Below are 25,864 nucleotides of genomic sequence, written 5' to 3'. Positions count from 1 at the left end.
ACCTTAGTCCTTTATGGGGTATATTTAATTTTACTTTTTCCATCAATTATAATAAGAGATTTTGCAGCAATTTTTTCTCCATAAGCATTAACTTCTTTATTAGAAAAATTAGCTATTACCTTTAAATCTTTTCCGTATTTAGTCATTTGAACGGATCTATCCTTTGATAGAATTTTAAAATCTGTCATTTCCATAGTAATTGCCTTTTTACTAAAATCAGACCAAGTCTTCGTATGTTTTACAATAACCTCTTTATTCTTATTCCACTCATTTTTATCAATATGATAAAGTGGTGGCACATTATATAAAACCTCATATAACATTCTATTTTTCACTTCATCTTTTATTTTTAATGTACCAAAACCCCACCAATGAGAAGTTATGACTGAATCATTATAAACTAATTTGTATAATGGAATTGTATAAGCAGTATCCATAAATAACTTCTTATACTTATCCTTTATAGGTACCTGCTTTGAAAATAACTCTGCTACTCCTCCATTACTTGAATAATATCTTCCTACATAATATTTACTATCCTTATTTTTACTCATATCCTTATCCATCCATGAAAAGGCTGGGGTTTCTATTCCATGAGCAAAGGCTATGGATTTACTTGCAAAATCATTTCCGCCTTCACTTCCAACCACCATATTAAACTGTTTTTGAAGGTATTCCATTCTTTCTATTCTTGCCTTTATATCTTCTGCTTGCGTTGTAGGATGCGCTTTAGAATAATCATCCACCACTTCTCCTGTTGCATCTGTATCTAAAAACCAAGAATTAAACTTTAAACCAGTCTTTAAAATAGATGACACTCTATCTTTTACACTTGGCATAGCAAAATTTGGGTTTAATTTTCTTCCCGTTCCATTAAACCCCTCTATCTTCTTACCTTCTTTATTGGTTACAGTGGCATTTTCATAAAGAGATGTATCTGAAAATTTTGCTGTGGACCACTTTTCTTCTCCTGGCTTATGAATTGAATGATAAGAATCATAAGTACCTATTAAATATCCCAGTTTATTTGCCTCACTAACTAATTTTGGATTTAAAAAGCCTTCCTGCCAGTCATCTAATCCTAGCCACATTTTATCAATACCTGACTTTTTCATATCGTAAAGTACATTAACAGAATTAGCATCTGCCCATCTTTCAATAGGATCTGCTACATCTCCTAAACATAATTTTAATAAACTTTTATTTAAATCTATTAATTCCACTGGATTTAACTTATGTATGTCCTTTCCTATCAATGCTTTACTCTTTTTATCTAAATTCACAAATAGCTTAGGATTGTAAAACTCCTTTAATTGTACTAGCGAATTAAAACTTTTTATAATTCTATCTTTTGTATATTTATCAATATACTCTAAAGAATCTATATCATTAAAAGCAGTAGCTAGCTCTCCACCATCTTCAACCTTTGTTTTTAGTAACTTCTGCATCCAAAGTTTTAAATCTTGTGGCATTCTTCCTTTTAGCTTATTCCATTTAATATTTTCCTCAGATATTGCTGACCTATCCCAAAAATAAACATGTGGTGCTCCATAAAGCCTTTCAATATTTTTATTATCCTTAGCCTTATCCTCTAAAGACTTAAAGTTTCCCTGTTCAAGAATAAAATTTTTATAAGTTTTAGCTATATCTATCGGATTATTCTTAGTTAGATAAATTCTAAACCCATAATCCTTATTTTTATTTATTGAAGGATATTCATGATTAAAAGTAAATTTAATGTTTTCTTTAGTATCAAATTTAACTTCATTATTATAAGGATTGTTAATTATATATAATAAGGAATAATTCTTTTTGCTTGATGCAAAAAACTGCATAGAAAAAGACTCTAAAGTTTTCATTTCATTATCATTTAAATATTCTTTCCAAACTTTATCATCCTTTGGAATATACTTGCCCTCATTTAATGGAAGCATATATGCTTCTCCCGTTACTTTGGGCCATGAAAATTTATTTTCACCCTCTTTAATACTGGATTTTATGGATACATCTAAATACTTATCTTTCTTTTGAATTTGCACATCAATATTTTTCTTTTTATAACTCCAAGATATTTTATCTCCATTGTTCTTTAAGTTTGATACTTCCATTTTTTCTAAGGGTTCTGATACTGTTTCTGTGGTTCCATTAGATTCTACTGTTACCTTAAATGTTTCAGGTTGGACTTTAAATTTAAAATCTAAATTTTCAACCATAGTATTACTTTTACTACTTAAAACTACTTTGTTATTACTTAAAACAGCTTTATTACAACCTGAAAATAATGTTGTTACTGTTATCGCTACTAAAAATAATGATATTCTTTTTTTCAACTAAATCACCTCATAAAGAAAATACTATAGAAATGTTACACCAATGTTACAAAATCTATATTTAAAATATTATATAAAATTCAATCTTATCTTCTTTTACATTAAACCCAAAGTTGAGATTATGTTTTTCTAATATTTTCTTTACTATAGATAGACCTAGTCCTGTACCAGAAAGTTCTTTACTCCTTGATTTTTCAAGCACATAAAAAGGATCCCATATATTTTCTAAATTTTCTCCACTACTTTTCTCTAATCCATTCACTATAGAAAATATTACATTATTGTTTTCTTTAAATATTTCTATTTGTACCTCATTATTATTAGTATACTTTATTGCATTTGTAATTAAATTATTTAATACAGTATCAAGCCCTTCCTCATCTCCGTAAATAATATATTCATCATCTTCATTTATATTTAATATAAATTCTATGTTAGCTTCACCTATAAGTAGTTTGTATTTTTTTAAAACATCTTTAACCTTTTTCTTTAAACTAAAACTAGATTTTCTTAATTCTTTTTTTTCAAGTTTTGACAAAAATAAAATATTTTCTACTAAACTATCCATATTGCCTATTTGCTCTTGAATTATATCCATATATGTTCCATCATCTAACCCATCCTCAATACCATGTCCATACACCTTTATTAAAGCTAAGGGAGTTTTAATTTCATGAGCCATATCCGAAATCAAAGTCTTCAGCCTTTCATTTTGAAGATTAATTTCTTTATGTGCCCGCTCTAAGCTTTCACTCATACTATTTATACTTATAGCAAGTTCTTCTATTTCATCATTTGTTTTAATTTCTTCTTTTCTAAAATTTAAACTAGCAATATCCTTTGATAAATTTTTTATAAGTTCTAATGGTTTTATCATTTTCTTCGAAAAAATATTAACTAAAATTAATATTAAAATTATAGAAAATATATTTAAATATATATTAAACTTATTTACAATATCTATAGTTTCCCCCATATAAGGTAGTGGCATTACTATAGCAACTATGTACTTATCAACCTTTATAAACTTTGTTAATACCTTATATTTTGTTACTCCTTGATCATATATCTTATTTACACTTGTACTAGATAGCTTGCTCAAAGTATCTTCTGTAACCCAAAATTTATTTAACTTAATTTTTTTCAAATCAAATTTAGTTATTAACTCCGCATTAATATTATTAATGCCATTACTTAGCTCTGAATAAACTATAGTGACACCATTTTTCTTTTCTATTTGTCCTATATTTTTTAAAATATAATCCATTTTTTCTCTGCTTATGCCCTCAGAAATCTTATTTAATGCCTTTGTTTTTTTAAATATATAATATCTATCAATAAAGAATATATTTATTACCATAGAAATTATAGTTACAAAAATTGTAACTGAGGCTATAGACAATCTCAATTTTTTACTTATTTTAATTTTCATCAGCCTCCATACTGTAACCAAGTCTTCTATAAGTTTTTATGCTATCCTCACCTATCTTTGATCGGAGCCTTCTTATATGGGTATCTACCGTTCTATAATCTCCCTCATAATCCATCCCCCAAACTAAATCTATTAGCCTATCTCTGGATAAAATAATTCCTTTGTTTCTAACAAAGGAAATCAAAAGATCATATTCTATTTTTGTTAATTTCAAAGCTTCTCCATTTTTATATACCCTTTGCTCATCTGTATTTATTTTTATATCATTAATATTTATCACATCACTAATATTTATAAGTTTTTTCGCCCTTATTAAAAGTATTCTAGGATCAAAAGGCTTTTTTATGTATTCATCAGCTCCACAATTTAATGCTTTAATTTCATCTTCATTTTGTGTTTTCGCCGTTAAAATTAGTACCTTTGTATTACTATTCTGTTTAATATATTTGCAAACCTCAACACCACTAACTTTAGGCATCATCCAATCTAAAATTGCTAAATCAATTTTATGCAAATGAAATAAATCTAAGGCTTCCGCGCCATCTACTGCTGTAATTGTATTAAACCCTTCCTTTTGAAAATAGGCTGAAAGGATTTTCACCATTTGTTTTTCATCATCAGCAATTAGTATATTCAATTAAACCTCTCCTTTTCACAACTTAGCACTATAGCTTTTATTTAGATTATACCAAAAGATAAGTATTCTCTCTATAACATTTATTACCTCACTTTTAATCTATACTCTTATTATATATTATAGTTCGTATTAGATAAGCAAAAAGTTCGTATATTATTTAATGATGTAATTGAAACTAATAAAGTAGCTATAGTTCGTTATTTTTTTTGAATTGCGAACTAAAAAACACCTCAAAATCCATCTCTGAATAATGCGGTGTCCTAGAAAACTATTCAATTTTATTAATTGTTGGTTAAATAAGAAAATTGTTCCCCTAAATATACTCGTAATATTGGAATTTGTCTGCTTCATATAATGCTCATACTATAGTGCCCTTTAGCTGTTTCCTCATTACAAATTTTTGCTTTGTTTCTGCATGAATAGTAAAGCCCAAGTTTTTATACATATCAACAAACCCCATAAAATGTTTAAGTTCATCTGTAGTTTCCTTTTCGGGATATACTTCAACATAATCATAACCATCATTCGTCGCGTCTTGACAAGCATATTGCAATAATTGTTTTGCTATTCCTTTTCTTTTCATATCAGGTGCAACAAGAAAACAATATATAGATTTTACTTTATCATTTGCGTCAATCTCCAATTCATTTACTTGGGGCATAAAACGATACCAGCCGATACAGTTCAAACATTCTGTCTTTGTATTTGCGTTACACCAACCAACGATACAACCGTCAAAATATGCTAAATATCCTTGCATTTTTCCGCTCTTAACATATTCAATAGCCATTGCTTTTCTTTCTTCACGCGATGGAATACCTGTTCCGAAACGGTGATCGGCACTACACCAACACTCACAATAACAGGTATGCTCAGGGATATTGTCATCATGTGGCGTCGTCTCGAAAAAGTTTATATATTCTTCTACGTGAGCAGGTGTCAATTTTTTAATTTCAACATTCATTCCATTACCTCCACTAATATAAATAATCTGCCAAATTCCTATTTATCTGTCAGTTTGAAAAACGACTAACTTAAATGATAATACAATTATGCCTTGATTATAGGATAATTATAACATATATGACATACATTATCATCGCATTTTAGCAAAATTACATTTGAGAGGAATTTCTACTGGATTTTATTTTAATCTTTTTTACCATGAAGATTCTTATTTTGTAGTCTTACAGTTTCATGTAGTTCCTTGGACCAATGCATTTATTTTAATAACGTATCGTTATCCTTGTTTTCTAATTTCATTTTCAAACTCTTTTGATAAATGGAAATAAACCCTTGTAATAAAATTAGGATAATTAATTTAATTTGCTACCTGACTCCCAAATTGACTATTATAAAGTTTTTCATAGAAACCACCCTTTTTCATTAGCTCATTATGGGTTCCTTGTTCTATAATATTTCCTTGATCTATAACCAATATTAAATCTGCATTACGAATAGTTGAAAGTCTATGTGCAATAACAAAGCTAGTTCTTCCTTTCATTATATTCCTCATAGCTTTTTGGAGTAATATTTCGAGTCTAGTGTCAACTGAACTAGTTGCTTCATCTAATATTAATATTGCTGGATTTGATATTATAGCTCTTGCTATAGTCAAAAGTTGTTTCTCTCCTTGAGATATGTTAGACGCCTCTTCATTTAGAAACATGTTATACCCATCTGGAAGAGTTTTAATAAAGTGATGTACGTTAGCTATTTTAGCTGCTTCAATAATTTCTTCCGTGCTAGCTCCAAATCTACCATACTCAATGTTTTCATGAATTGTTCCATTATATAACCAAGTATCCTGAAGAACCATACCGAATATAGAACGTAAATCTTCGCGTTTCATATCGCGAGTATCCACTCCATCTATCTTTATAGCTCCCCCTTGAATATCATAAAATCTCATTAATAAATTTATTAATGTTGTTTTACCTGCTCCTGTTGGACCTACTATAGCAACCATCTGACCACTTTTTATCTCTGCACTTAAGTCCTCAATTAAAACTTCATCGTCATTATATCCAAATTTGACATGTTCAAAAGTAACATTTCCAAGCGAATTTTCTAATTTTATAAAATCAACTTTATCTGGAATTTCTTCCTTTTCATCTAATATTTCAAATACACGTTCAATTGCTGCAAAGGCTGATTGTATTGCAGCAGATAATTGTGTCACCTCAGAAATCGGTTGATTTATTTGCCAAATATAACGAATAGACGCTTGAAGATTACCCACTGTCATTATTCCATTTATAGCATATATTGCGCCAAGAATTCCAATGGCTGCAACTCCTAAATAACTTACTAATGAAACTAATGGAGACATTATACTTGATATAAATTGCGCCTTAAATCCAGTATTAAAAAGTTCTTCATTAATATTTTCAAAATCTTTTATAGCATCTTCTTGCTTTCCATATAGTTTTATTTCATTAAAGCCAGTATATATTTCTTGCACTTTACCATTCATTTTTCCCAAAGCGCTTTGCTGTTTATAAAATAGATTTTGTGATTTACTAACTATATATTTTAACACTAAATAACTTATAGGTATTATAAGTATAGCTAACAATGCAAGTTTTATATTAATTGTAAACATCATCACAATAGCTAGAGTTAGTAACAATATTGAATTTATAACTCGGCTAAAACTCTGTTGGAGTGCATTGGAAATAGTATCTATATCATTTGTTATACGGCTCATCACATCCCCATAGCTATTCTTATCAAAATAACTTATAGGTAATTTTCTAATTTTACCTTGAACAGCGTTTCTTAAGTCTTTCATAGTATTTTGAATAGCATTAGTTAATAATAAACTTGCTAAATATGTGGATAATGTTCCAAAAATATAGATAAAAGCCAATACTCCTAATACTCTTAAAATATAATTAAAGTTAACAAAAGCTCCTTTTGCACCTTTTGCTATATTCACAACATCTTTGGCAAGACTAGTTGTAATTAATCCTTCTATTTTTGGAGCAATAGCTGTAAAGATAGCAGCTACTACTATAAATAAAATTGCGCCAATAAGTGCTCTCCTATATGGTTTTACGAAAGGAGAAATTTTTCTTATAGTATCCTTTAACTTTTTCATTGCTTAAGTTCCTCCTTTGTAAGTTGAGATGATGCTATTTCATAATAGATTTCGCAGGTTTTTAGTAATTCTTTATGGGTTCCTATTCCTACTATCTCGCCTTCATTTAATACTATAATTTTATTAGCATCAATTATAGATCCTATCCTCTGTGCAACTATTAAAAGTACGGACTCTCTAGTTTCATCCTTTAACTTTTCTCTAAGCATTGCATCTGTTTTAAAATCTAGAGCAGAAAAACTATCATCAAAAATATAAATTTCAGGTTTTCTAACTAATGCTCTTGCAATAGATAATCTTTGCTTCTGCCCTCCTGACATATTAGATCCACCTTCACTTATTAATTCTTTAAATTTTTCAGGTTTACTATTAATAAAATCATAAGCCTGAGCTACCTTAGCAGAATGTTCAAGCTCCTTTTTATCTGCATCATTTTTACCGAATTTAATATTAGTGCTTATACTACCAGTAAACAGCAAGGTCTTCTGAGGTATAAATCCCATTTTTCCACGTAGTGCCTTTAAATCATAATCTCTTACATCTACTCCATCTATCCTTATGCTACCTTCTGTAACATCGTAAAATCTTGGAATTAAATTAATTAATGTACTTTTCCCACAGCCTGTACTTCCTATAAATGCTACTTTTTCTCCTTTTACTGCTGTAAAGGATATATCTCTTAAGACTGGAATCTCTCCATCTGGATAAGTAAATGTAACATTATCAAACTCTACAATACCACTAATAGCTGTATCTTTAACACCATCTTTAGGATTTTTAATAATAGGCTCTTCATTTAATATCTCCTGAATTCTATCTGCTGAAATTTGTGCTTTTGGATACATGATAAACACCATTGAAAAAAGCATAATAGAGAACATTGCATGGAATAAATATTCTATAAACGCTACCAGTTGTCCAACCTGTAGTGTTCCTAAATTTATCATTTTGCTAGAAATCCAAAAGATAGCTAAAATAGCTAAATTTATTAACAAAAAGAAAATTGGTTGAGAGATTGCCATAAGCTTATATAACTTCTTAGATATATTTGTATAGTCATTATTAATTTCTTCAAATCTTTCTTTTTCATGCTCATCATTACCAAAAGCCCTGATTACCCTTGTTCCAGTTAAATTTTCTCTTGAAATCCTATTTAATTCATCTAATTTTTTCTGTTGTTTCTCTGATATTGGATAAGATACCTTAGCTATAATAATTACCCCAAGTACTATAAATGGCACTGTTATTGCTAATACTGCAGATAATTGCACGCTCGTCCTTATAATCATCGCTAAACTTACACTAAACATAACGGGTGTAAGTAATGCTGTTCTTAAGAGTGTGGTTGTAAACTGTCCTAATTGAAAAACATCATTGGTTGTTCTTGTAATCATTGATGATATTCCAAACTTATTATATTCACTATGTGAAAATTCTTGAGATTTTTTAAAAATATCGTTTCTTATATCTCTAATCATACTGGTAGAGATTTTTGAAGAACAGTATCCTAATAATATTGTACCCATGGCACCAACTATAGATATTCCTACAATTATAATACCCATATGTTTTGTATAGGCTATATCCTTATTAGCTATTCCAGTGTCAATTATTCTAGCCATTATTGTTGGAATGCCGAGCTCGACTAATGCAAATCCAAAAATTGATATTATATTCAGGACTAGAAGCAGTTTATACTTTTTTATGTATTTTAATATTAGTTTCATTGCTTATATTCGCTCCCTTTTTAAGTATTCTTGAAATGTTATTGCATAACGCTATAATATAAGTATAAAGTATACAGTTACCGTATAGTCAAGAGGAGAAATTAGCTATGAATGAAAAATTTAATAAATATTTTAATACTGGAGATTTTGCGAAGTTATGTAATGTAAAGAAACAAACTCTTTTCCATTACGATGATATTGGCATTTTTTCCCCTGAAATAAGAGATGATAACGGATATAGATATTATTCCTATCAACAATTTGATGTTTTTAATGTTATTACTATTTTAAAAGAAACAAATATGTCTTTGAAAGAGATTAAAGCTTACCTTGATAATAGAAGCCCCAGTACACTCGTTGAATTGTTAAAAAATAAAGTATTGGATATAGATATTGAAATAGAAAATCTAAAAAGAATACGTAAACTCATGGAAACAAAAATTTCTTTAACAGAAAATGCGTGTATAATAGATCATTCTAAGATTAGTTTAGAATATTTTGATGAGGAGCATCTAGTTCTTAGTGCTTCAATTGAAAATGTAAGCCATAAAGATTATTTTAAAATTGTGTCCGAGCATATGAATTATTGCACTTTAAATAATCTTAACGCGGGACATTCTATTGGAGCAATGATTAGTAAGGATAATATATTAAAAGGAGTAGCTGAAAATTATTCCTTTTTATATACAAAACTAGATTCTAATAATGATATTCCTTTTACTTTTACTAAACCAAAAGGACTCTATTGCATCGCGTATCACGAAGGAGACTATAACTCTATCGACAAAACCTATAATAAAATACTACAATTTTTAAAAAACTCTAATATAGCTATAGGAAAATATTCTTATGAAGAATTTCTTTTAGATGAAGTAACAGGTAAAGGCTACGACAATTATTTAACTCAAATTTTAATTGAAGTTAAAATCCCTATTTAAGTGAAAAAGTTTTTAAAAAAGTCTACGTCATTTATGGTAGTCTTCACCTTTGATAATCCTTAAACAAAAGGTAAAAAACCCCGACTTACGTCGAGGGTTTCAATGGTGGATGCGAGCCTAGCTGAACCTAGCAGCTAAAGACCATGCAATAGCTGAAATTATCCCACCAAATAATATTACCTATAAAATTCATCGTAACCCTCCATTTTTATTATGCTGAAAAAAACTTTTTAAAAAATACTTATTTATAAATAGATTTCTATTTCTGTACCCTGGTAAAGTTCACTTAGTATCTTAATTTCTCCATCATGTGCTTTTACTATATCATTTGCAATAGCCATTCCAAGCCCTAAACCTTCCAATTTTTTTCTCTAACCCAAAGTTGAGATTATGTTTTTCTAATATTTTCTTTACTATAGATAGACCTAGTCCTGTACCAGAAAGTTCTTTACTCCTTGATTTTTCAAGCACATAAAAAGGATTCCATATATTTTCTAAATTTTCTCCACTACTTTCCTCTAATCCATTCACTATAGAAAATATTACATTATTGTTTTCTTTAAATATTTCCATTTGTACCTCATTATTATTAGTATACTTTATTAAACATATAATATAGTTTAATACTTATCTGTAGTTAGTACTAATGTTTTTTTGTTAAGAATGGTTTATTACTAGAATGGATGAAGAAAATGAATTGTAAAATGATTGGAGTAACCATGTCCCAGGATAATGAATCAACGATATGTTTTTTATAATCAGCTTGGATTTTACCCTAGCACCTTATATATGCAACAAAACAGAAAAGTTATAAAGATAAAAATACTTAGATATATTTATATAAATATATCTAAGTATTTTTATTTTATATTACATCAATATAAAATGATACGCTTTTAGTTGTTCCAGTTTGTTTACAAGCCATAGTTGCATAAATAAGGTGTCTTCCAGGTGTTGAGAATGAAACTTCTGAGAAAGATTGCATTTTAGTGCTTTCCCAACCATTAGCACCATCGGTACCATACGACATACTAATATCATGTCCCTGATCAACAACTAAAACAAATGCACTAAATTTTTCATTTACGCGTATTTTGTTAGGATATACCTGCTGATTCATGTATGGATTTGTTTGATAATTATTCACCCCTATAGCAACAGACATACCATCATGTCCTTCAGCAGCTTTTGCTGGTGTTACATTTGTAAATAAAAGACCTAGTACGATAAAACTACATAAAATAATCGATTTGAAATTTTTTATAGAAAATTTACCCTTTAAATTTTTATATTTACATATTAGTTTAAAAAACCCATAAAGTCAAACAAAAATATTAGTCTTATTTCGACTTTCACCTATCGAAACAAGGCTAATATTGTTATAAATTAAGTTTAAAAGTAAATATAAAGATTATTTGAGGGAATTATAATGAATGATATATATTGTCAAGCACAGAATAATGTAGTTTTGGGAAATATGATAAGATAAACACATGAATATATGGCGGGATTAAGTATGAGAATTAATACAATAGAACGTGGTTTTGAATAGTAACTTTTAAATATAACGACTTGCCTATGTGTGCAAAAAAATCTATTGATGTATTTATATCTGAGTATGAGTTTCAATAATGGAGAGGATGTAGATGAATAAAGAGGTAAAAACATTATATTTTGAAGGTGCAGGAATGGACTATACAAGCAAATTAAATGACGGTTTGGGCTTTGTAGATGTTCAAAATCAAATTATAGAAAATTATTCAAAATTGAATGAAAAGGAAGTGTTTTAATTATTATAGAAACGTTAATCAATGGCTTAAGAAAGAAGTTCAAAAATATATATAGGCTGTGTTGAGATTTTTGGTAATTTCTTAGAATATTCTCATGTGTTTAGAATCGTAACAGATAATAAGAAAATTAATTAGTGAGCTGCAAGAAATAATAAAAACAAAACTACTAAAGAATATATAGAAGCTAGAAAATAATATTTTTTTTAATATAAGGATAAAAATACTTAGATATACTTTTACAAATATATCTAAGTATTTTAATTTTATACTACATCAATATAAAATGATACGAATTTACTTGTTCCCGTTTGTTTACAAGCCATATTTGCATAAATAAGGTGTTTTCCAGGTGTTGAGAATGAAATATCTGAGAAAGATTGCATTTTAGCGCTTTCCCAACCATTACTATTATAATTTTGGAAACCATTAGCACTATCGGTACCATACCCCATACTAATATCATGTCCATTATCATCAAAAATAAAAAACCCACTAAGCTTTTCATTTACATGTATTTTGTTAGGATATGTATACATATTAGTGTATTGATTTGTTTGATAACCATTCACATTTATAACAAGAACCATACCATCATGTCCATCAGCAGCTTTTGCTGACGTTACATTTGTAAATAAAAGACCTAGTGCGATAAACCCACATAAAATAATCGATTTGAAATTTTTCATAGAAAATTCCTCCTTTAAATTGTTATATTTACATATTAGTCTAAAAAATCCATAAAGTCAAACAAAAATATTAGTCTTATTTCGACTTTCACCTATCGAAATAAGGTTAATATTGTTATAAATTAAGTTTAAAAGTAAATATAAAGATTATTAAAGGGAATTACAATGAATGATATATGCATATATATGTATATATATGTCAGCAAATAAATAATAACTATAAATGAGCGAATTTCATAACATATTTTGGAAATAGGAAAAATATTATAAAAATAGACATTTTCACCATACTAAGGTACTATATTACTGCAAAGAAATATAACCAAAGGATGGATGAAAAATGCCTACAGAAAATGCTTTATATAATCAAAATGCATTAAGGTCTTTTATATCAACAGATACTAGTCTTACGGCAGAAGACCTCCTTTTTCAGTATACTCAACGCTGGACAATTGAAGTATTTTCTCACCAAAATAAAATGGACTTAGGATACTTATCAAGTACGCAGTGAAAAAGCAGTAAAAAGATTTTGGATTTTGACCCAATTATCATACTTTTATTGTACTTTTGGTGTATCTGAAACTCACTGCAAATTTGGAAAAGGTTTAAAAATAGCTCGCAAAAATTCTGTGCAAAATTTAATTAATTAGGTATTTATACAGCCTCAAAATGGAGTAAGCAAAGAAGCTATTTCTCATGTTCTTAAACTGTCACAGAGTAAGTGCGCCTAGACACGGCAAAATATTATAAGTGATTTTGCTCGTTTATAGATAATAATGTAAATCTTTAAAATATAGTAATATAAATACATGAATATACGGAGGGATTACATATGAGAATTAAGTTTTTGATTAATGCAAATAAAAAAGGCATGTAAATGCCCAATGTCATTAAGTTAACCATCTTGTGACAAATAGAATTATATCCAATTGAAATCATCTTTTGGGTTGTGTGTAATACATACATCTGAACCATCAACCGCTAACATTCGATAACCATCATAATAATTAGGATTAACTGCCGATGATGTGAAACTATGAAAAATATTTCATGAGTTCAAGTTTCAGACTATTACCTCCCATAGAAAGTAAAATATTCAGCTTATCTTTGAAATACAGTTTTCGTTTTCTAGTAAGATCCTCCTCGGGGTCGTTAACAAACAGCCTCGAGTTTTCATGCATTTCAGCTAACACAGTGTCCAATTTTCCCTTTATTAAATCTGCATATTCATTCATAAGTGAGCCTCCTTAAAAATTCTTGTAATTAAGGGGCTTCGCCACATTTTTTTTACTATTTGTCAAGTTTTTTTTGGAAATTCCCTGGAATTTCTCTGAAAATTATATAAAAAAAACAGGGTATGCATTTTTAAACATACTCTGTTTTAAAACTATTGTTTCAATTTCTTAACTTAATGACATTGTGTAAATGCCCTCTATATTTCTGCAATTAAAATGTTATTACCAAAATAAAAAAAAATCATGTAAAAGCTTTACTTAAATAAAATATTTAGCTATAATTGAATATAGGGCATAATAATATTAATTATGATTTATATTTCATTTTTATTATATCACATAATGAGTGCATATGTCAATAGATTTTACAAAAAAAACCTAGGAGCGTGATAAAATGAATGATTATGAATTAAATCATCAAGAAGAATTGTTATATCTTGATGATACGATTAACTTTCTAAAAAAAGAATTAGAGAAAGATGAATATGACATAACCTTCAGGAAAAGGAATCTTATTTCTTCAAGGAAAGAAATGTGGCAAGAATCTGTTCATTCTTCAAATGATTTTGATAGAATTCCAGAAATGCTTCAACATCTTTCAGAAGTTGATAGTCAAAACTTTAATTACGAAAAAACACTAGACCGAATAAAAAAGTATACACGAATTTTAAACTCCCCTTATTTTGGAAGATTTGATTTTAAGGAAGATACTTATGATGATACTGATCAGATTTATATTGGTCTTTATAATTTAATAGATAATGATACAAGTTCAATTTTGATATACGATTGGCGCTCCCCTATTTCAAGTATGTTTTATCAATGTGAAATTGGTAAAGGATCTTATAATGCTCCCTTTGGAGTAATTTCCGGTGATATTTTTATGAAGAGGCAATATAAAATTGAGAATTCTAAGCTTAAGTATTTTTTTGATAGCAGCATAACAATTAATGATGAAATCCTACAAGAAGTGTTATGCCACAATTCTTCCTCAAATATGAAAAATATTGTTGAAACCATTCAAAAGCAGCAAGATGTAATTATTAGAGATACCGAAAATGAGCTTCTGATTGTACAAGGCGTAGCTGGGAGCGGTAAAACATCTATAGCACTACATAGAATTGCATATTTGCTTTATGTTGGTATGGAATCAAAATTGCATTCCAACAATATTATTATAATTTCTCCTAGTTCTGTTTTTAGCAAATATATTTCTGGAGTCTTACCCGAATTGGGTGAGGAAAACGTAGAAGAAACTACTTTTGACAATATTGTAGTTGACTTTTTAGATAATAGATTTATATTTGAAAGTAGAAAACAGCAACTTGAGTTTTTGATTATTAACGATAATCAGCAAAATTTAAATATAAAAATGGAGAACACTAAATTTAAAGGCTCTAAAACATTTGCAACTATTTTGGATAGATTAATAAAGTATTATGAGCATAAATTAACTTATTTTGAGGACTTATATTATGATGGAAAAATTATTGAAACAAAGGAGCAGCTAAATAATCTTTTTCTAAACAGTAAAATGGATCTGCCAATATCAAGAAGACTTAAAAGAATTGAAAGTATGATGCTTAATAAAATCCATCCTTTAAGAAAATTAAGGCTGGAGAAAATTCAGAGGGTTGTTGAAAATGGAGCTTCCCATCAATTAGAAATAAGATCTTTTAGTAGATTAATGGCAATTAAAGAAGCTAAGGTATTAATGAGACATCTTCATAAGTTTACGGAGGTTGATTATGCGGATTTATATAAATTACTTTTTAATAAAACAGGACTTCTTTTAAAACTTTCCAATGGATTGGAACTTCCTAAAAATATAGATCAAATGATACTCGAAACCACTAGAAGTCTCCATAAAGGCTATATTAATTACGAAGACTGTGCTCCCCTTTTATATATTAAACTAAAACTTAACGGCAGTCGCGAGTTTTCAGCTATACAGCAGGTTGTTATTGATGAAGCCCAAGATTATTATCCACTTCAATATGAAGTTTTCAATCTTCTATTTACTAGAGCTAAGTTTACGGTACTCGGTGACTTTAACCAAACTCTCGAAAAACGTGGTGATAAATCTATATATGATGATATAGATAAAATTCTTTGCAAGAAAAAGAGCATAAAGCTTTCTATGAATAAAAGTTTTAGGTCTTCCATGGAAATTAATGCATTTACTCAGAAAATATTAAATAGCAAGCAGGAGTTTGTTTCCTTTGAGAGACATGAATCAGAGCCACAAATTATATTTAAAGATAATGAAGAATTGCTTTATGAGGCTATAATCCAAGATATTCATAACTATGAAAGTCGTGGTTATGAGTCTATTGCAGTTATTTGTAAAACAGAGAAAGAAACACTATTGGTTCAAAAAAAACTATCTAATTTAACGAACATTAAATTGTTAAATACAGAAAATACTGAAAGTATAAAGGGTACCCTTGCTATCCCTTCTTATATATCAAAAGGTCTAGAATTTGATGTAGTACTTGTGTGCAATGTTTCAAAGGACAATTATAACAGTGAGTTTGATAGGAATCTTTTGTATGTGGCTTGCACAAGAGCGCTACATCAGCTTTCTATTTATTATACTGGAGAAAAAAGTGAATTTATTTAAGATTATTTGAATGTCATGGTTTTAATATAGATGTTCTTGAGTTGAAATTTCGTTAAATTTATATAAAAGAAGATACATGCTAATTAAAGCATGTATCTTCTTTTATATTATTAATATCCTTTTATATAAAAAGCCTCCATTAATTAATAAGTCTTAAATTTTCTATGAATAATAGAGCGCCAATTTATGTCTATTGTATTTCCGCTCCAAATGGTATCAGCCCAAGTTTAGCAAATTTGAAATGCTGAAGTCCAAATGGTATTCCTACAATTGTTATACAAAAAATCAAACCTGTAACAAGGTGGCCTATGGCAAGCTCCCAGCCTAAAAAAATTATCCAAATCACATTGAAAATCAATCCTCCAACCCCAAAATTACCAAGCTCTATTTCTTTTCCAAAAGGCCACAATACAAATACTGAAATCTTAAAGCATTGAATGCCAAAGGGTATACCAATAATTGTAACACACAAAATTAACCCCGCTAAAGACCATGCAATAGCTGAAATTATCCCGCCAAATAATAACCAAATAATATTACCTATAAAATTCATCGTAAACCTCCATTTTTATTATGCTGGAAAAAACTTTTAAAAAAATACTTATTTATAAATAGATTTCTATTTCCGTACCCTGGTAAAGTTCACTTAGTATCTTAATTTCTCCATCATGTGCTTTTACTATATCATTTGCAATAGCCATTCCAAGCCCTGAACCCTCATGTCCCTTTCCGGTATTTGTACCCCTATAATATCTTTCGAATATATGGTTTAGCTCTTCCGGTCTTATTCCTTTTCCGTTATCACTTATAATAATTTTCAAATTATCCTTCTTTTCAACGGACACTTTTATATTTACGCCCTCTTCATTATGAACTATTGCATTATATATTAAATTTTTCATAGTCCTCATTATAAGACTAGCATCCACAAAAGCTTCTATATCTTCATATTCACAAATGAAATCAATATCTACCTCAGCGTTACTCGGGTCGTTTAGTATGTCAATTACAGCATTTCGTACCAAGCTGACCATATTTACTTTTTTCTTGTTTAACTTCAATACTTTATTTTTTAATCTTGTTGTTAAATTCAAATCATCTACAAGTTCTTTTATATAGTTGGCCTTACTGTCTATTATTTTTGAATACTGTTTTACCTCTTCTTTTGATAAATCATAATCATCGCTGCTTAAAAGTTCCGCATATCCTTTTATAGATACCAGAGGTGTCTTAATATCATGTGACATATTTGAAATCCATTCTTCTCTCATCTTATCAAGTTTTTTTCTTTCTATTTCATTGCTCTTAAGAGTTGATGAAAGGTTGTTTAGGTTTCGATAGACCACAGTGTATATACCCTTTTCGGATAATTCTAAATTATAATTTCCATCCGATAATACTAGAACCCCATTTATTATATTACTTAAAGGTCTAGTAAGCCTTCTCGAGAACAAATATGCAAAAAATAATGCAATGAGTACGTCTAATATTAAGATGCTATAAATAGTTCTACGGATAGTTTCCACAAAATTATTCATGCTAATAGTAAATACTTGTCTTTCAACCTTAACACGTGGAAATCCTATTATATAGCTATATGCACGCCCTTCTATTTTTTTTTCACCTACAAAAATAGTTGATAATGCTTTTTCATCCGAATATTTATATTCATGGATCAATTGAAAAGGAGTATAACTTTCTTTTGTACCTTTTGGTTTTCTATAACTATATATCTCACTACTTTTCTCATCTAATATCTGTATCCATATATCGTTGTTACTCAAACTTAATTTCCCATTATTATCTACAGAAATAGTTTCTTTATTACCTACAATATATTCACTAAAATTTCTAGTATAATCCTCTGCCCCTAAACCTTCTAATTTTTTCTCTATTATGGTGTTTTTCGTATTATTGTTATGAATTGCAAAAGAAAAAATTGCAATAATATTTATAATCATTACAATTATAACTACAGAAACCACAGTCCACATGAATCTAGCTATTAATTTCAATTTCATATCTATTCGCCCTTTACAACAAATTTGTATCCCAGGCCTTTAATATTAACTATATATTTGGGCAATGAAGGATTATCCTCTATTTTCTCTCGGAGTCTTCTTATGTGAACCATAATTGTATTGTCAAAGCCTATATAATCTTCTCCCCAAACTCCACTGCAGATTTTTTCCTTGCTGAGGATTTGGTTTGGGTTTTTCAACATATAAGCTAACATCTTAAATTCTTTTGCTTTTAACTGTATTGACTCACCATTCTTTTTAAACTCTATCTTTTCCTCATTTAATTCAAAAGGTCCAAAAACTATGGTTTTGCCTTTTTCGTTCTTATCTTCATCAATATAATTATTTCTTCTTAAATGAGCTTTTATCCTATAGGCAACCTCTTTGGGACTGAAGGGCTTTGTAATATAATCATCAGCCCCTAAAGCAAAACCCAAAATCCTATCTAGCTCTTCCGTCTTAGCCGACATAAACAAAATTGGGGTTCTAGAAGTCTTTCTTATCTCTTTGCATACATCATATCCGTCTCTACCCGGCATCATTATATCCAAAAGAATAATATCTGGGTCTAAACAGGATACTAAATCTATTGCTTCTTTTGCCGCTATTGCAGTATATATATTTTCAAAACCCTCTTTTTTAAGTACAGTAGATAAAAGTTTTAATATGTCCTCTTCATCATCAACTATTAGTATTTTACTTTTATTAATTAAATTTTCCATAATTACCACCTCTTAAAAATTAAATCATCACATAAAGATGTTGTCTTAAATACTTCAAAAGACTAGACAATTATTAATTGTTTAGTCTTTTGAAATGTTTTTAAGTTTCTAACTATATAATACCATAAAAACTAACTTATTATCTTTTTCCTTCTTTTATAAATGCTTTGTAGGTACCCTTTGGTAAAAATACAAAGCCAACAATAACTATTACTATTTGAACTATTATTAATGCCATTGGAACCTTGTATCTTATTAATTCTGATGACATCATTCCCCAAAGTGGAGTTACCCCAAAATATTTTGCGTATCCACCTTGAGATAATATACCACTTAGTATATAGGGCACTCCCATAAGTAGACCCCCAAAAATAAAAGGTATAGAAGCTGATTTACTTATTGCTGATAGATATAATCCGAGTTCTGAGAAAAAGAATGAACCTATTATAACAGTTATTATAAGTATAATCATCATCTGCAATACAGTTATGTTTGAACCACTATTTCCAAAATACCAAAGCTCTTTTAATGGTAAGTCTAACCCACTAAAATTTGATTTTATTAATCCATCTACATATATTATAAGTACTATTGATACATTAACTATTGATGTTGATATACCTGCACCAATCCATTTTGCCATTACAACCTTTTTCTTTCCATTTTGGGTTGTATTGATAAGTTCATTCATATTAGAGCTATATTCAAGTGTATATGTAGCTGAAATTATCATAAATGTTATTAATCCTATAAGTGGTACAATTCCATAAATTTTACTAAAGACATCTGCCCAAACCTCTGAACCTGTATCTGGCCTAATTAAAATTTTACAAAATAAAAGTAAAACAATCCAAGTTATTATTATGCTAGGTTTTAATAACATTTTTCTTATTTCTGATTTTATAAGAATTCCCATAAGTTACACCTCCCTAGTATTTTCTAAATCAAAGTAAAACATATATACATCCTCAAATCTTGGTTCTATACTTTGCGCTGATGCATATAGCGGCATTTTATCGCTTACTACTCTGAGTTCTGTAATATCTGCGCCCCTTTGAAGGTTAACTACCTTATAATCTCTTTGTATATCCATAACTTCATTTTCTTTATTTGTTGTAATCTTATATACTTTTCCATTCATGCCATCTAATATATCTTTATGATTTCCTTTTATTATAACGCTACCATTTTTAATCATTATAGTTTCTCTTGCTACAGCTTCTATATCTGAAATAATATGAGTTGATAGTATTATTATTTTATCTTTTGATATTTCAGCTATAAGATTTCTAAATCTTGCTCTTTCTTGAGGATCAAGGCCCGCTGTTGGTTCATCAAGTACAACTATTTGAGGGTCATTTAATAATACTTGTGCAATTCCAACTCTTCTTTTCATACCACCAGAAAATTTACCAACTGCTTTATTTCTAACTTCATATAAGCCAACAAGGTTTAGTAGTTCGTCAATTTTTTTAGAAGCACTATTTTTGTCTATTCCCTTTAATGCAGCCACATATTTCAAAAATTGTTTTGCTGTAAAATTCTTATATGCACCAAATTCTTGTGGTAAATATCCAATAATATTTCTATACTCATCTTCTTTTTCATAAATACTTTTCCCATTATAAATAATTTCTCCACTTGTGGGCTTTGTTAATGTTACTATTTGTTTCATTAGTGTAGTTTTACCCGCTCCGTTTGGTCCGAGTAGTCCATATACACCATTTTCTAAAGTAAGTGTTATATTATTGTTGGCATTCTTTTTCCCAAAGCTTTTTGTTAAGTTTTTTATCTCAAGTTTATTCATTATTGTTCCTCCTTTAATTTTAATTATTTTACTAATACTTTTTTAAATGACACTATGCTCATTGTAACTCCTGCCACTAAAATCATTCCCAATATCCCAAGGCAAAGATTAATTAAATCAAAGTTCATCCCAAAGAATTTTACATTTCCATAATACACGCCAGCAAACTGGTTAAAATAGAATAGTAAATTTACAAAATTAATATTATTTAATACCATTTGAACATTACCTGGAATTACTTTTACCATTGTTAACAATTTTGGAATAATAATAAATATCAAGAATCCACTTGTAGCTGCAATTGAGCTTGTTGTTAAAAATGAACATAAACATGCAATTACACCTAGTGTAGCTAATATCAATATCATTATGCCTATCTTTAATATTATAAATTGAATTATAGTATATGCATCTCTTACTAAAATAGGGTTGTCTATTATTCTTATGGCTTGTAGTTGTCCATTTATTGGCAGTCCATATTGGAGTGCTGTTATTATAAATTGGATTACTAGATAAAACCCATATAAAACTGTTGGTATTAATATTCCAAGTCCTAATTTTGAATATAAAGCTCTATTTTTATTTTTTGATGTAAGAATCAAATTTTCTACTGTAGACACAATTTCATCCGTGTATATATTGCAACAAGCTATGATTAGAATTACCACCATAAAGAATGCCATAAGTGTATTGGTTGCTCTATAATCGAATACCTTCCAGAAGCTAACATCACTATACTTAGTGTCTTCCATACTTTTCAGTTTTTTATGGGATATTTCCTTCATAGCTTTACTAAAATCATCTTTCTCCTGACTATTTGCGGCTTCCCTTATAGTGCCTATTTTTGCATCTAACTTTTCTTGTGCAATTACCGTGGCTAGTCTTGTATCTTTAATTAAATCATATTGCTCATTTCTATGTGATTTCTGCGTTTCCATCTGTGGTTTTATTAAAGCCATTGATCCGCAAAGTAAAATAAATATTATTGCTATAATTACTCCAGTTCTTGATTTAAATATTTTTTTAAGTTCCCAATATATCATTTTGTTCCTCCTTATAAAAAGTGCCACCTTAGAATAAGATGAATCCAAGTGGCAAGTTTAAGTGAATGTCATCCGTTAAAATCTTATCTTGCTATAAGTACATTATATAACCCTAACCTTATCTCTTGATAACATTAACCTTAAATAAACCTTACATAATAAAAAGTGCCACCTAGATGGCAAGTGGCAAGTTTAAGAAAATTTCATCCATTAAAATCCAAATCCTTTTTTTATCGCCTTTGTAGGACATGCTTTTACACATTCCCCGCATCTAATACATTCAGCACTATTAGGATTTTTATATATTTCTATATTCATCTTACATTTTCTAGCACAAGCACTACAGTTTGTACACTTTTTTTTATCTATTTCATATTTGTAAAAACTCACTTTATTAAATAATGAGTAAAATGCGCCTAAGGGACATATATACCTACAAAATGGTCTGTATATAAATATTGAAGCGATAATAATACTAATTAGTACAAACATCTTCCATACAAATAAGCATCCTATTACTCCCCTTAGTGATTTATTCATTAAAACTAATGGTATTCCACCTTCTAGCGTGCCCGCGGGACATATGTATTCACAAAAATATGGAGGACTTATTCCAAATTCATTTACTAAAAACATAGGTAATATTATAACAAATAATGCCAATATAATATATTTTAAATATTTAAGTCTATTATTCACTTTTTCATTTACTTTTATCTTTTTAGAAGGTATTTTATATAATAAGTCTTGAATAAGACCAAAGGGGCATAACCACCCGCATATAAATCTACCAAATATAATACCAAATAAAGACATAAGGCCAACTATATATAATGAAAAATTATATTTTACGGTTCCTATAACCGCCTGCAAAGAACCTATAGGACAAGACCCCAGCGCTCCAGGACAAGAGTAACAATTTAAGCCTGGAACACAAACCTTCTTTGTGGCTCCTTTATATATGTTGCCTTTTAAAAACCCATTTACATTTGCATTTGTGGTTATAGCTACAACAATTTGCGTTATTCTTCTTTTATCCAATCCCTATACACTCCAAACATATATTTATTGCTTTTTTAAATACAATTCGCACTTCATTCCTATACAATCCAGTAGAAATAAATAAGATGCTCATCATTAAAATCCCATATTTTATATAACCTTGATTTTTACTAACCTTACTTGAATTCATATAATTCACATCCTTGTTTTTCATTTGCTGTAATTAGTTTATAATAAAATTTCTGCTCTTAAAATTATATTTCCCAATTACCATACATACCCCACCTGTTATAAGGTGAGGTATGTTATTTCTAAACTATGTTTAATTTTTTATACTTTTGAGCCTAGCTTGAATTTCATTCTTATAGTCTTCTTTACTATGTGAACCAACTATAAAGTCTCCAACAATATTTCCTTCGCTATCAACAAATAATGTAGTAGGAACTCCTGAAACATCTTTCAATATATTATTTTTAATGCTTTCATCTGGAATAATATTAGTAAACTTCGCGCCCTTTTTTTCTAATATTTTTTTAGCTAATTCTTCATTATCCTCGTCAGGTGTATCTGAAACAAGACCAATCACATTAATCTTCTCACCTTTAACCTCTTCATAAAGCTTTTGAATATCTGGCATTTCTTGTATACATGGTCCACAATATGTAGCCCATATATTTATCATAGTAAGCTTACTACCTTTGAAAATACTACTATCTATTTCTTTTCCATCTAAAGTTTTAGTTTTAAACTCAAACTTCTTATATTTGTTTAATTTTTCTTTTTCTGATACTGGTTTAGATGTTTTAATCAAACTTTTAAAATTCTTAATTTCTCCATATACTTCTTTAAAATCTTTTTTAGATTTATCTGATAATCCACTTTCCTCAGGTACATCATTATATAATAAGTAGATTTCAAAGTTACCTTCTTTACCTAATAAATCCTTATTTTTAAACTTGGCGAACAATTCTTTTTGTACTTTTCCTTGGGTTTTACTTTTGTCTATAGTTACAATAGTACATAGTTCTTTATTTTCTTTTAATAAATTCATAAGGTCTGTTTGAAACTTTTCCATCTTTACTTTGTCTGTTTCTGGTATTTTTTGCGAATCCTTGTTTAATTTTTCCATCTTGTCCATAGTTTCAGTAGCTATAAAGCTAAACATAAGCTGTCCTATTATATTTTCTTCTCCATCAAGTCCAAGTAAATCTATATTTTTCTCTTTTGCTTTCCACTTATCTGGTAATTTATATTCAACACCTAAATTTTCAAATTTCTTTCCTGCATCTTCTTTTTTAGTTTCTGTTTGTTCCGTTTTATTTTGAGTTTGTTTTGAATTTTCTTTGGTTTCCTTATTACAAGCCACCATAGATATACAAAGCACCCCTACTATTAATATTGTTAGAAATTTTCTTTTCATAATCAATTCTCCTTTATTTACAACTCATATTTTTACCCTTACGCTATAAGTACATTATATAAGGTCAACCTTATCTCTTGATGACATTAACCTTAAATAAACCTTACAAATAAGCTTGTCACTATTAACCTATTTGATTATAATTAAATACAATCAAATTTTTTTAACAAAGGAGATAAATTATGTACTCATCCCAATACTTTATTGACACATTAAATATGGAAGCTCATCCTGAAGGTGGTTTTTACAAAAGCAGCTTCTGCTCTTGTGAAAATATTAGCTCCAATAACCTTAAAACTAAGTTTGAAGGTGAAAGAATACTTTGGACTAGTATTTATTTTTTATTAAGAGATGGAGAAATTTCAAGTTTTCATAGATTAAAATCAGATGAAATGTGGTACTACCATGCGGGCTCCCCTCTTACAATATATATGATAAGTCCAAATGGAGAACTTACTACAAAGCAATTAGGTCTTAATATAGAAAATGGAGAAACTCCGCAGTTCCTAGTACCTAAGAATCATATCTTTGGTTCTGCTATGAATAGCCCAGGATACTCTCTTGTTGGCTGCATGGTATCACCTGGATTCGACTTTAAAGATTTTGAAATAATTGAAAGAGATGTTCTCTTAAATAAATACTCTGAACATAAGGATATAATAATTAAGCTTACAAAATAAATATGACTTTATAATTAAAGACCCTACTAGAATAAATAATTCTAGTAGGGTCTCACTATATTAATATTATATTTTTATTTGCTTTTAAACATCTTGAATTTAATAGTAAAATGTTTATCTAAATATTTATTTAGACCTTTTTTCATACAAAACTTATAAATCACAATAGTAATATAAGAGCATATTCCAGCTATAATCCATCCACCAAAAACATCTCCTGGATAGTGGACTCCCACATAAACCCTGCTAATTCCTACAAGAATTAAATATATAACTATAAGCCCACTCATAAAATAAGCGATTTTTTTATTCTTTATTCGTTTAAATATAATGTAAATAAGTACAATTCCTATAGCCGTAGAAATAGAAGAATGACCGCTAGGAAAACTATAGCCATCAGCATCCATTAACCATATTCCCGTTGGTCTATCTCTTTTTATTGTATTTTTAAGTATCAAGTTTGTAAAACCAGTAAATCCGATATTAAATACACAACAAATAGCTTCTACTTTCTTATTGAAAAGATATAATATAATAAAAACTAATGCGGTTAATAAAAACTGAGGAGTTGTGTCCGAAGAGCTTGAAATAGCAATAAAAAATTTATCCCATCCTAAATTTATAGAATTTCCTAAATAATAAATCATTTTAATTTAACCATCCTCTCT

Annotated in this window: 26 protein-coding genes; 5 read left to right on the top strand and 21 right to left on the bottom strand. The window is 28.8% G+C overall.

Annotated elements, in window-relative coordinates:
• Positions 1-11: 11 nt before the first annotated feature.
• From G9F71_RS03515 to G9F71_RS03490, 6 genes are all read right to left on the bottom strand, one after another.
• Positions 12-2,330 (bottom strand): glycoside hydrolase, encoded by a 2,319-nt coding sequence (locus G9F71_RS03515; protein ID WP_187353470.1) that lies wholly within the window; start codon positions 2,328-2,330, stop codon positions 12-14.
• Between the two features lie 61 nt (positions 2,331-2,391).
• Positions 2,392-3,762 carry a sensor histidine kinase gene (locus G9F71_RS03510; RefSeq protein WP_164949554.1) on the bottom strand — a complete coding sequence of 457 codons (1,371 nt, stop codon included), beginning with the start codon at positions 3,760-3,762 and terminating at the stop codon, positions 2,392-2,394.
• Positions 3,752-4,399, bottom strand: a complete 648-nt coding sequence (locus G9F71_RS03505; protein ID WP_164949553.1) for a response regulator transcription factor — start codon at positions 4,397-4,399, stop codon at positions 3,752-3,754. Before G9F71_RS03505 ends, G9F71_RS03510 begins: the two co-directional genes overlap by 11 nt.
• A 358-nt stretch (positions 4,400-4,757) precedes the next feature.
• Positions 4,758-5,363 carry a GNAT family N-acetyltransferase gene (locus G9F71_RS03500; protein ID WP_164949552.1) on the bottom strand — a complete coding sequence of 202 codons (606 nt, stop codon included), beginning with the start codon at positions 5,361-5,363 and terminating at the stop codon, positions 4,758-4,760.
• A 357-nt stretch (positions 5,364-5,720) separates the two neighbouring features.
• Positions 5,721-7,502: an ABC transporter ATP-binding protein gene (locus G9F71_RS03495; RefSeq protein WP_164949551.1), complete on the bottom strand. Its 1,782-nt coding sequence runs from the start codon at positions 7,500-7,502 to the stop codon at positions 5,721-5,723.
• On the bottom strand, positions 7,499-9,229 hold the full coding sequence (locus G9F71_RS03490; RefSeq protein ID WP_164949550.1) for an ABC transporter ATP-binding protein: 1,731 nt from the start codon (positions 9,227-9,229) through the stop codon (positions 7,499-7,501). Before G9F71_RS03490 ends, G9F71_RS03495 begins: the two co-directional genes overlap by 4 nt.
• A 107-nt stretch (positions 9,230-9,336) precedes the next feature.
• Between G9F71_RS03490 and G9F71_RS03485 the strand changes: the two genes are divergently transcribed.
• Positions 9,337-10,167, top strand: coding sequence for a MerR family transcriptional regulator (locus G9F71_RS03485; protein ID WP_164949549.1), 831 nt, complete (start codon positions 9,337-9,339; stop codon positions 10,165-10,167).
• A 245-nt stretch (positions 10,168-10,412) separates the two neighbouring features.
• Here G9F71_RS03485 and G9F71_RS03480 read toward each other — a convergent pair whose 3' ends face one another.
• From G9F71_RS03480 to G9F71_RS03470, 3 genes are all read right to left on the bottom strand, one after another.
• Entirely contained in the window at positions 10,413-10,508 is a 96-nt protein-coding gene (locus G9F71_RS03480; protein ID WP_224626164.1) for an ATP-binding protein, read from the bottom strand.
• Entirely contained in the window at positions 10,492-10,779 is a 288-nt protein-coding gene (locus G9F71_RS03475) for an ATP-binding protein (protein WP_318011100.1), read from the bottom strand. Before G9F71_RS03475 ends, G9F71_RS03480 begins: the two co-directional genes overlap by 17 nt.
• Before the next feature lie 253 nt (positions 10,780-11,032).
• Positions 11,033-11,332: a hypothetical protein gene (locus G9F71_RS03470; protein WP_164949547.1), complete on the bottom strand. Its 300-nt coding sequence runs from the start codon at positions 11,330-11,332 to the stop codon at positions 11,033-11,035.
• A gap of 481 nt (positions 11,333-11,813) precedes the next feature.
• Between G9F71_RS03470 and G9F71_RS03465 the strand changes: the two genes are divergently transcribed.
• Entirely contained in the window at positions 11,814-11,957 is a 144-nt protein-coding gene (locus G9F71_RS03465; RefSeq protein ID WP_164949546.1) for a hypothetical protein, read from the top strand.
• Between the two features lie 263 nt (positions 11,958-12,220).
• Here the strand turns inward: G9F71_RS03465 and G9F71_RS03460 are convergent, their stop codons facing one another.
• Positions 12,221-12,643, bottom strand: coding sequence for a hypothetical protein (locus G9F71_RS03460; RefSeq protein WP_164949545.1), 423 nt, complete (start codon positions 12,641-12,643; stop codon positions 12,221-12,223).
• Positions 12,644-12,983: 340 nt separating this feature from the next.
• Between G9F71_RS03460 and G9F71_RS03455 the strand changes: the two genes are divergently transcribed.
• Entirely contained in the window at positions 12,984-13,154 is a 171-nt protein-coding gene (locus tag G9F71_RS03455) for a hypothetical protein (RefSeq protein ID WP_164949544.1), read from the top strand.
• Between the two features lie 523 nt (positions 13,155-13,677).
• Here the strand turns inward: G9F71_RS03455 and G9F71_RS03450 are convergent.
• A complete protein-coding gene (locus G9F71_RS03450; RefSeq protein WP_164949543.1) occupies positions 13,678-13,878 on the bottom strand; it encodes a hypothetical protein in 201 nt (66 codons plus the stop codon).
• Positions 13,879-14,272: 394 nt separating this feature from the next.
• Here G9F71_RS03450 and G9F71_RS03445 point away from each other — a divergent pair, with 394 nt between their 5' ends.
• Positions 14,273-16,501, top strand: a complete 2,229-nt coding sequence (locus G9F71_RS03445) for a HelD family protein (RefSeq protein ID WP_164949542.1) — start codon at positions 14,273-14,275, stop codon at positions 16,499-16,501.
• A 190-nt stretch (positions 16,502-16,691) separates the two neighbouring features.
• Here G9F71_RS03445 and G9F71_RS03440 read toward each other — a convergent pair whose 3' ends face one another.
• From G9F71_RS03440 to G9F71_RS03400, 9 genes are all read right to left on the bottom strand, one after another.
• Positions 16,692-17,054, bottom strand: coding sequence for a YccF domain-containing protein (locus tag G9F71_RS03440; protein ID WP_164949541.1), 363 nt, complete (start codon positions 17,052-17,054; stop codon positions 16,692-16,694).
• Between the two features lie 52 nt (positions 17,055-17,106).
• Positions 17,107-18,522, bottom strand: coding sequence for a sensor histidine kinase (locus G9F71_RS03435; RefSeq protein WP_164949540.1), 1,416 nt, complete (start codon positions 18,520-18,522; stop codon positions 17,107-17,109).
• A gap of 2 nt (positions 18,523-18,524) precedes the next feature.
• The gene (locus G9F71_RS03430) at positions 18,525-19,244 is read right to left on the bottom strand and encodes a response regulator transcription factor (protein ID WP_164949539.1); all 720 of its coding nucleotides are present in this window, start codon (positions 19,242-19,244) and stop codon (positions 18,525-18,527) included.
• Positions 19,245-19,383: 139 nt separating this feature from the next.
• Positions 19,384-20,160 (bottom strand): hypothetical protein, encoded by a 777-nt coding sequence (locus G9F71_RS03425; RefSeq protein WP_164949538.1) that lies wholly within the window; start codon positions 20,158-20,160, stop codon positions 19,384-19,386.
• A gap of 3 nt (positions 20,161-20,163) precedes the next feature.
• Positions 20,164-21,051, bottom strand: a complete 888-nt coding sequence (locus tag G9F71_RS03420) for an ABC transporter ATP-binding protein (RefSeq protein ID WP_164949537.1) — start codon at positions 21,049-21,051, stop codon at positions 20,164-20,166.
• Between the two features lie 23 nt (positions 21,052-21,074).
• Complete coding sequence (locus G9F71_RS03415) at positions 21,075-22,094, bottom strand: hypothetical protein (protein ID WP_164949536.1); 1,020 nt, start codon at positions 22,092-22,094, stop codon at positions 21,075-21,077.
• 210 nt (positions 22,095-22,304) lie between these two features.
• Entirely contained in the window at positions 22,305-23,135 is an 831-nt protein-coding gene (locus G9F71_RS03410) for a 4Fe-4S binding protein (RefSeq protein WP_164949535.1), read from the bottom strand.
• Complete coding sequence (locus G9F71_RS03405; RefSeq protein ID WP_207712058.1) at positions 23,128-23,286, bottom strand: CD1871A family CXXC motif-containing protein; 159 nt, start codon at positions 23,284-23,286, stop codon at positions 23,128-23,130. The genes G9F71_RS03410 and G9F71_RS03405 overlap by 8 nt, the downstream gene beginning before the upstream one ends.
• 132 nt (positions 23,287-23,418) lie before the next feature.
• Positions 23,419-24,516 (bottom strand): TlpA family protein disulfide reductase, encoded by a 1,098-nt coding sequence (locus tag G9F71_RS03400; protein ID WP_164949534.1) that lies wholly within the window; start codon positions 24,514-24,516, stop codon positions 23,419-23,421.
• 182 nt (positions 24,517-24,698) lie between these two features.
• Between G9F71_RS03400 and G9F71_RS03395 the strand changes: the two genes are divergently transcribed.
• Positions 24,699-25,196 carry a cupin domain-containing protein gene (locus tag G9F71_RS03395; RefSeq protein WP_164949533.1) on the top strand — a complete coding sequence of 166 codons (498 nt, stop codon included), beginning with the start codon at positions 24,699-24,701 and terminating at the stop codon, positions 25,194-25,196.
• Between the two features lie 74 nt (positions 25,197-25,270).
• Here the strand turns inward: G9F71_RS03395 and G9F71_RS03390 are convergent, their stop codons facing one another.
• Positions 25,271-25,843 (bottom strand): phosphatase PAP2 family protein, encoded by a 573-nt coding sequence (locus G9F71_RS03390; protein ID WP_164949532.1) that lies wholly within the window; start codon positions 25,841-25,843, stop codon positions 25,271-25,273.
• Between the last annotated feature and the right edge of the window lie 21 nt (positions 25,844-25,864).

The organism is Clostridium sp. FP2 (genome assembly GCF_011065955.2).
Lineage (GTDB): Bacteria > Bacillota > Clostridia > Clostridiales > Clostridiaceae > Clostridium_AD > Clostridium_AD tagluense.
This window is presented reverse-complemented; position numbering and strand designations above follow the sequence as displayed.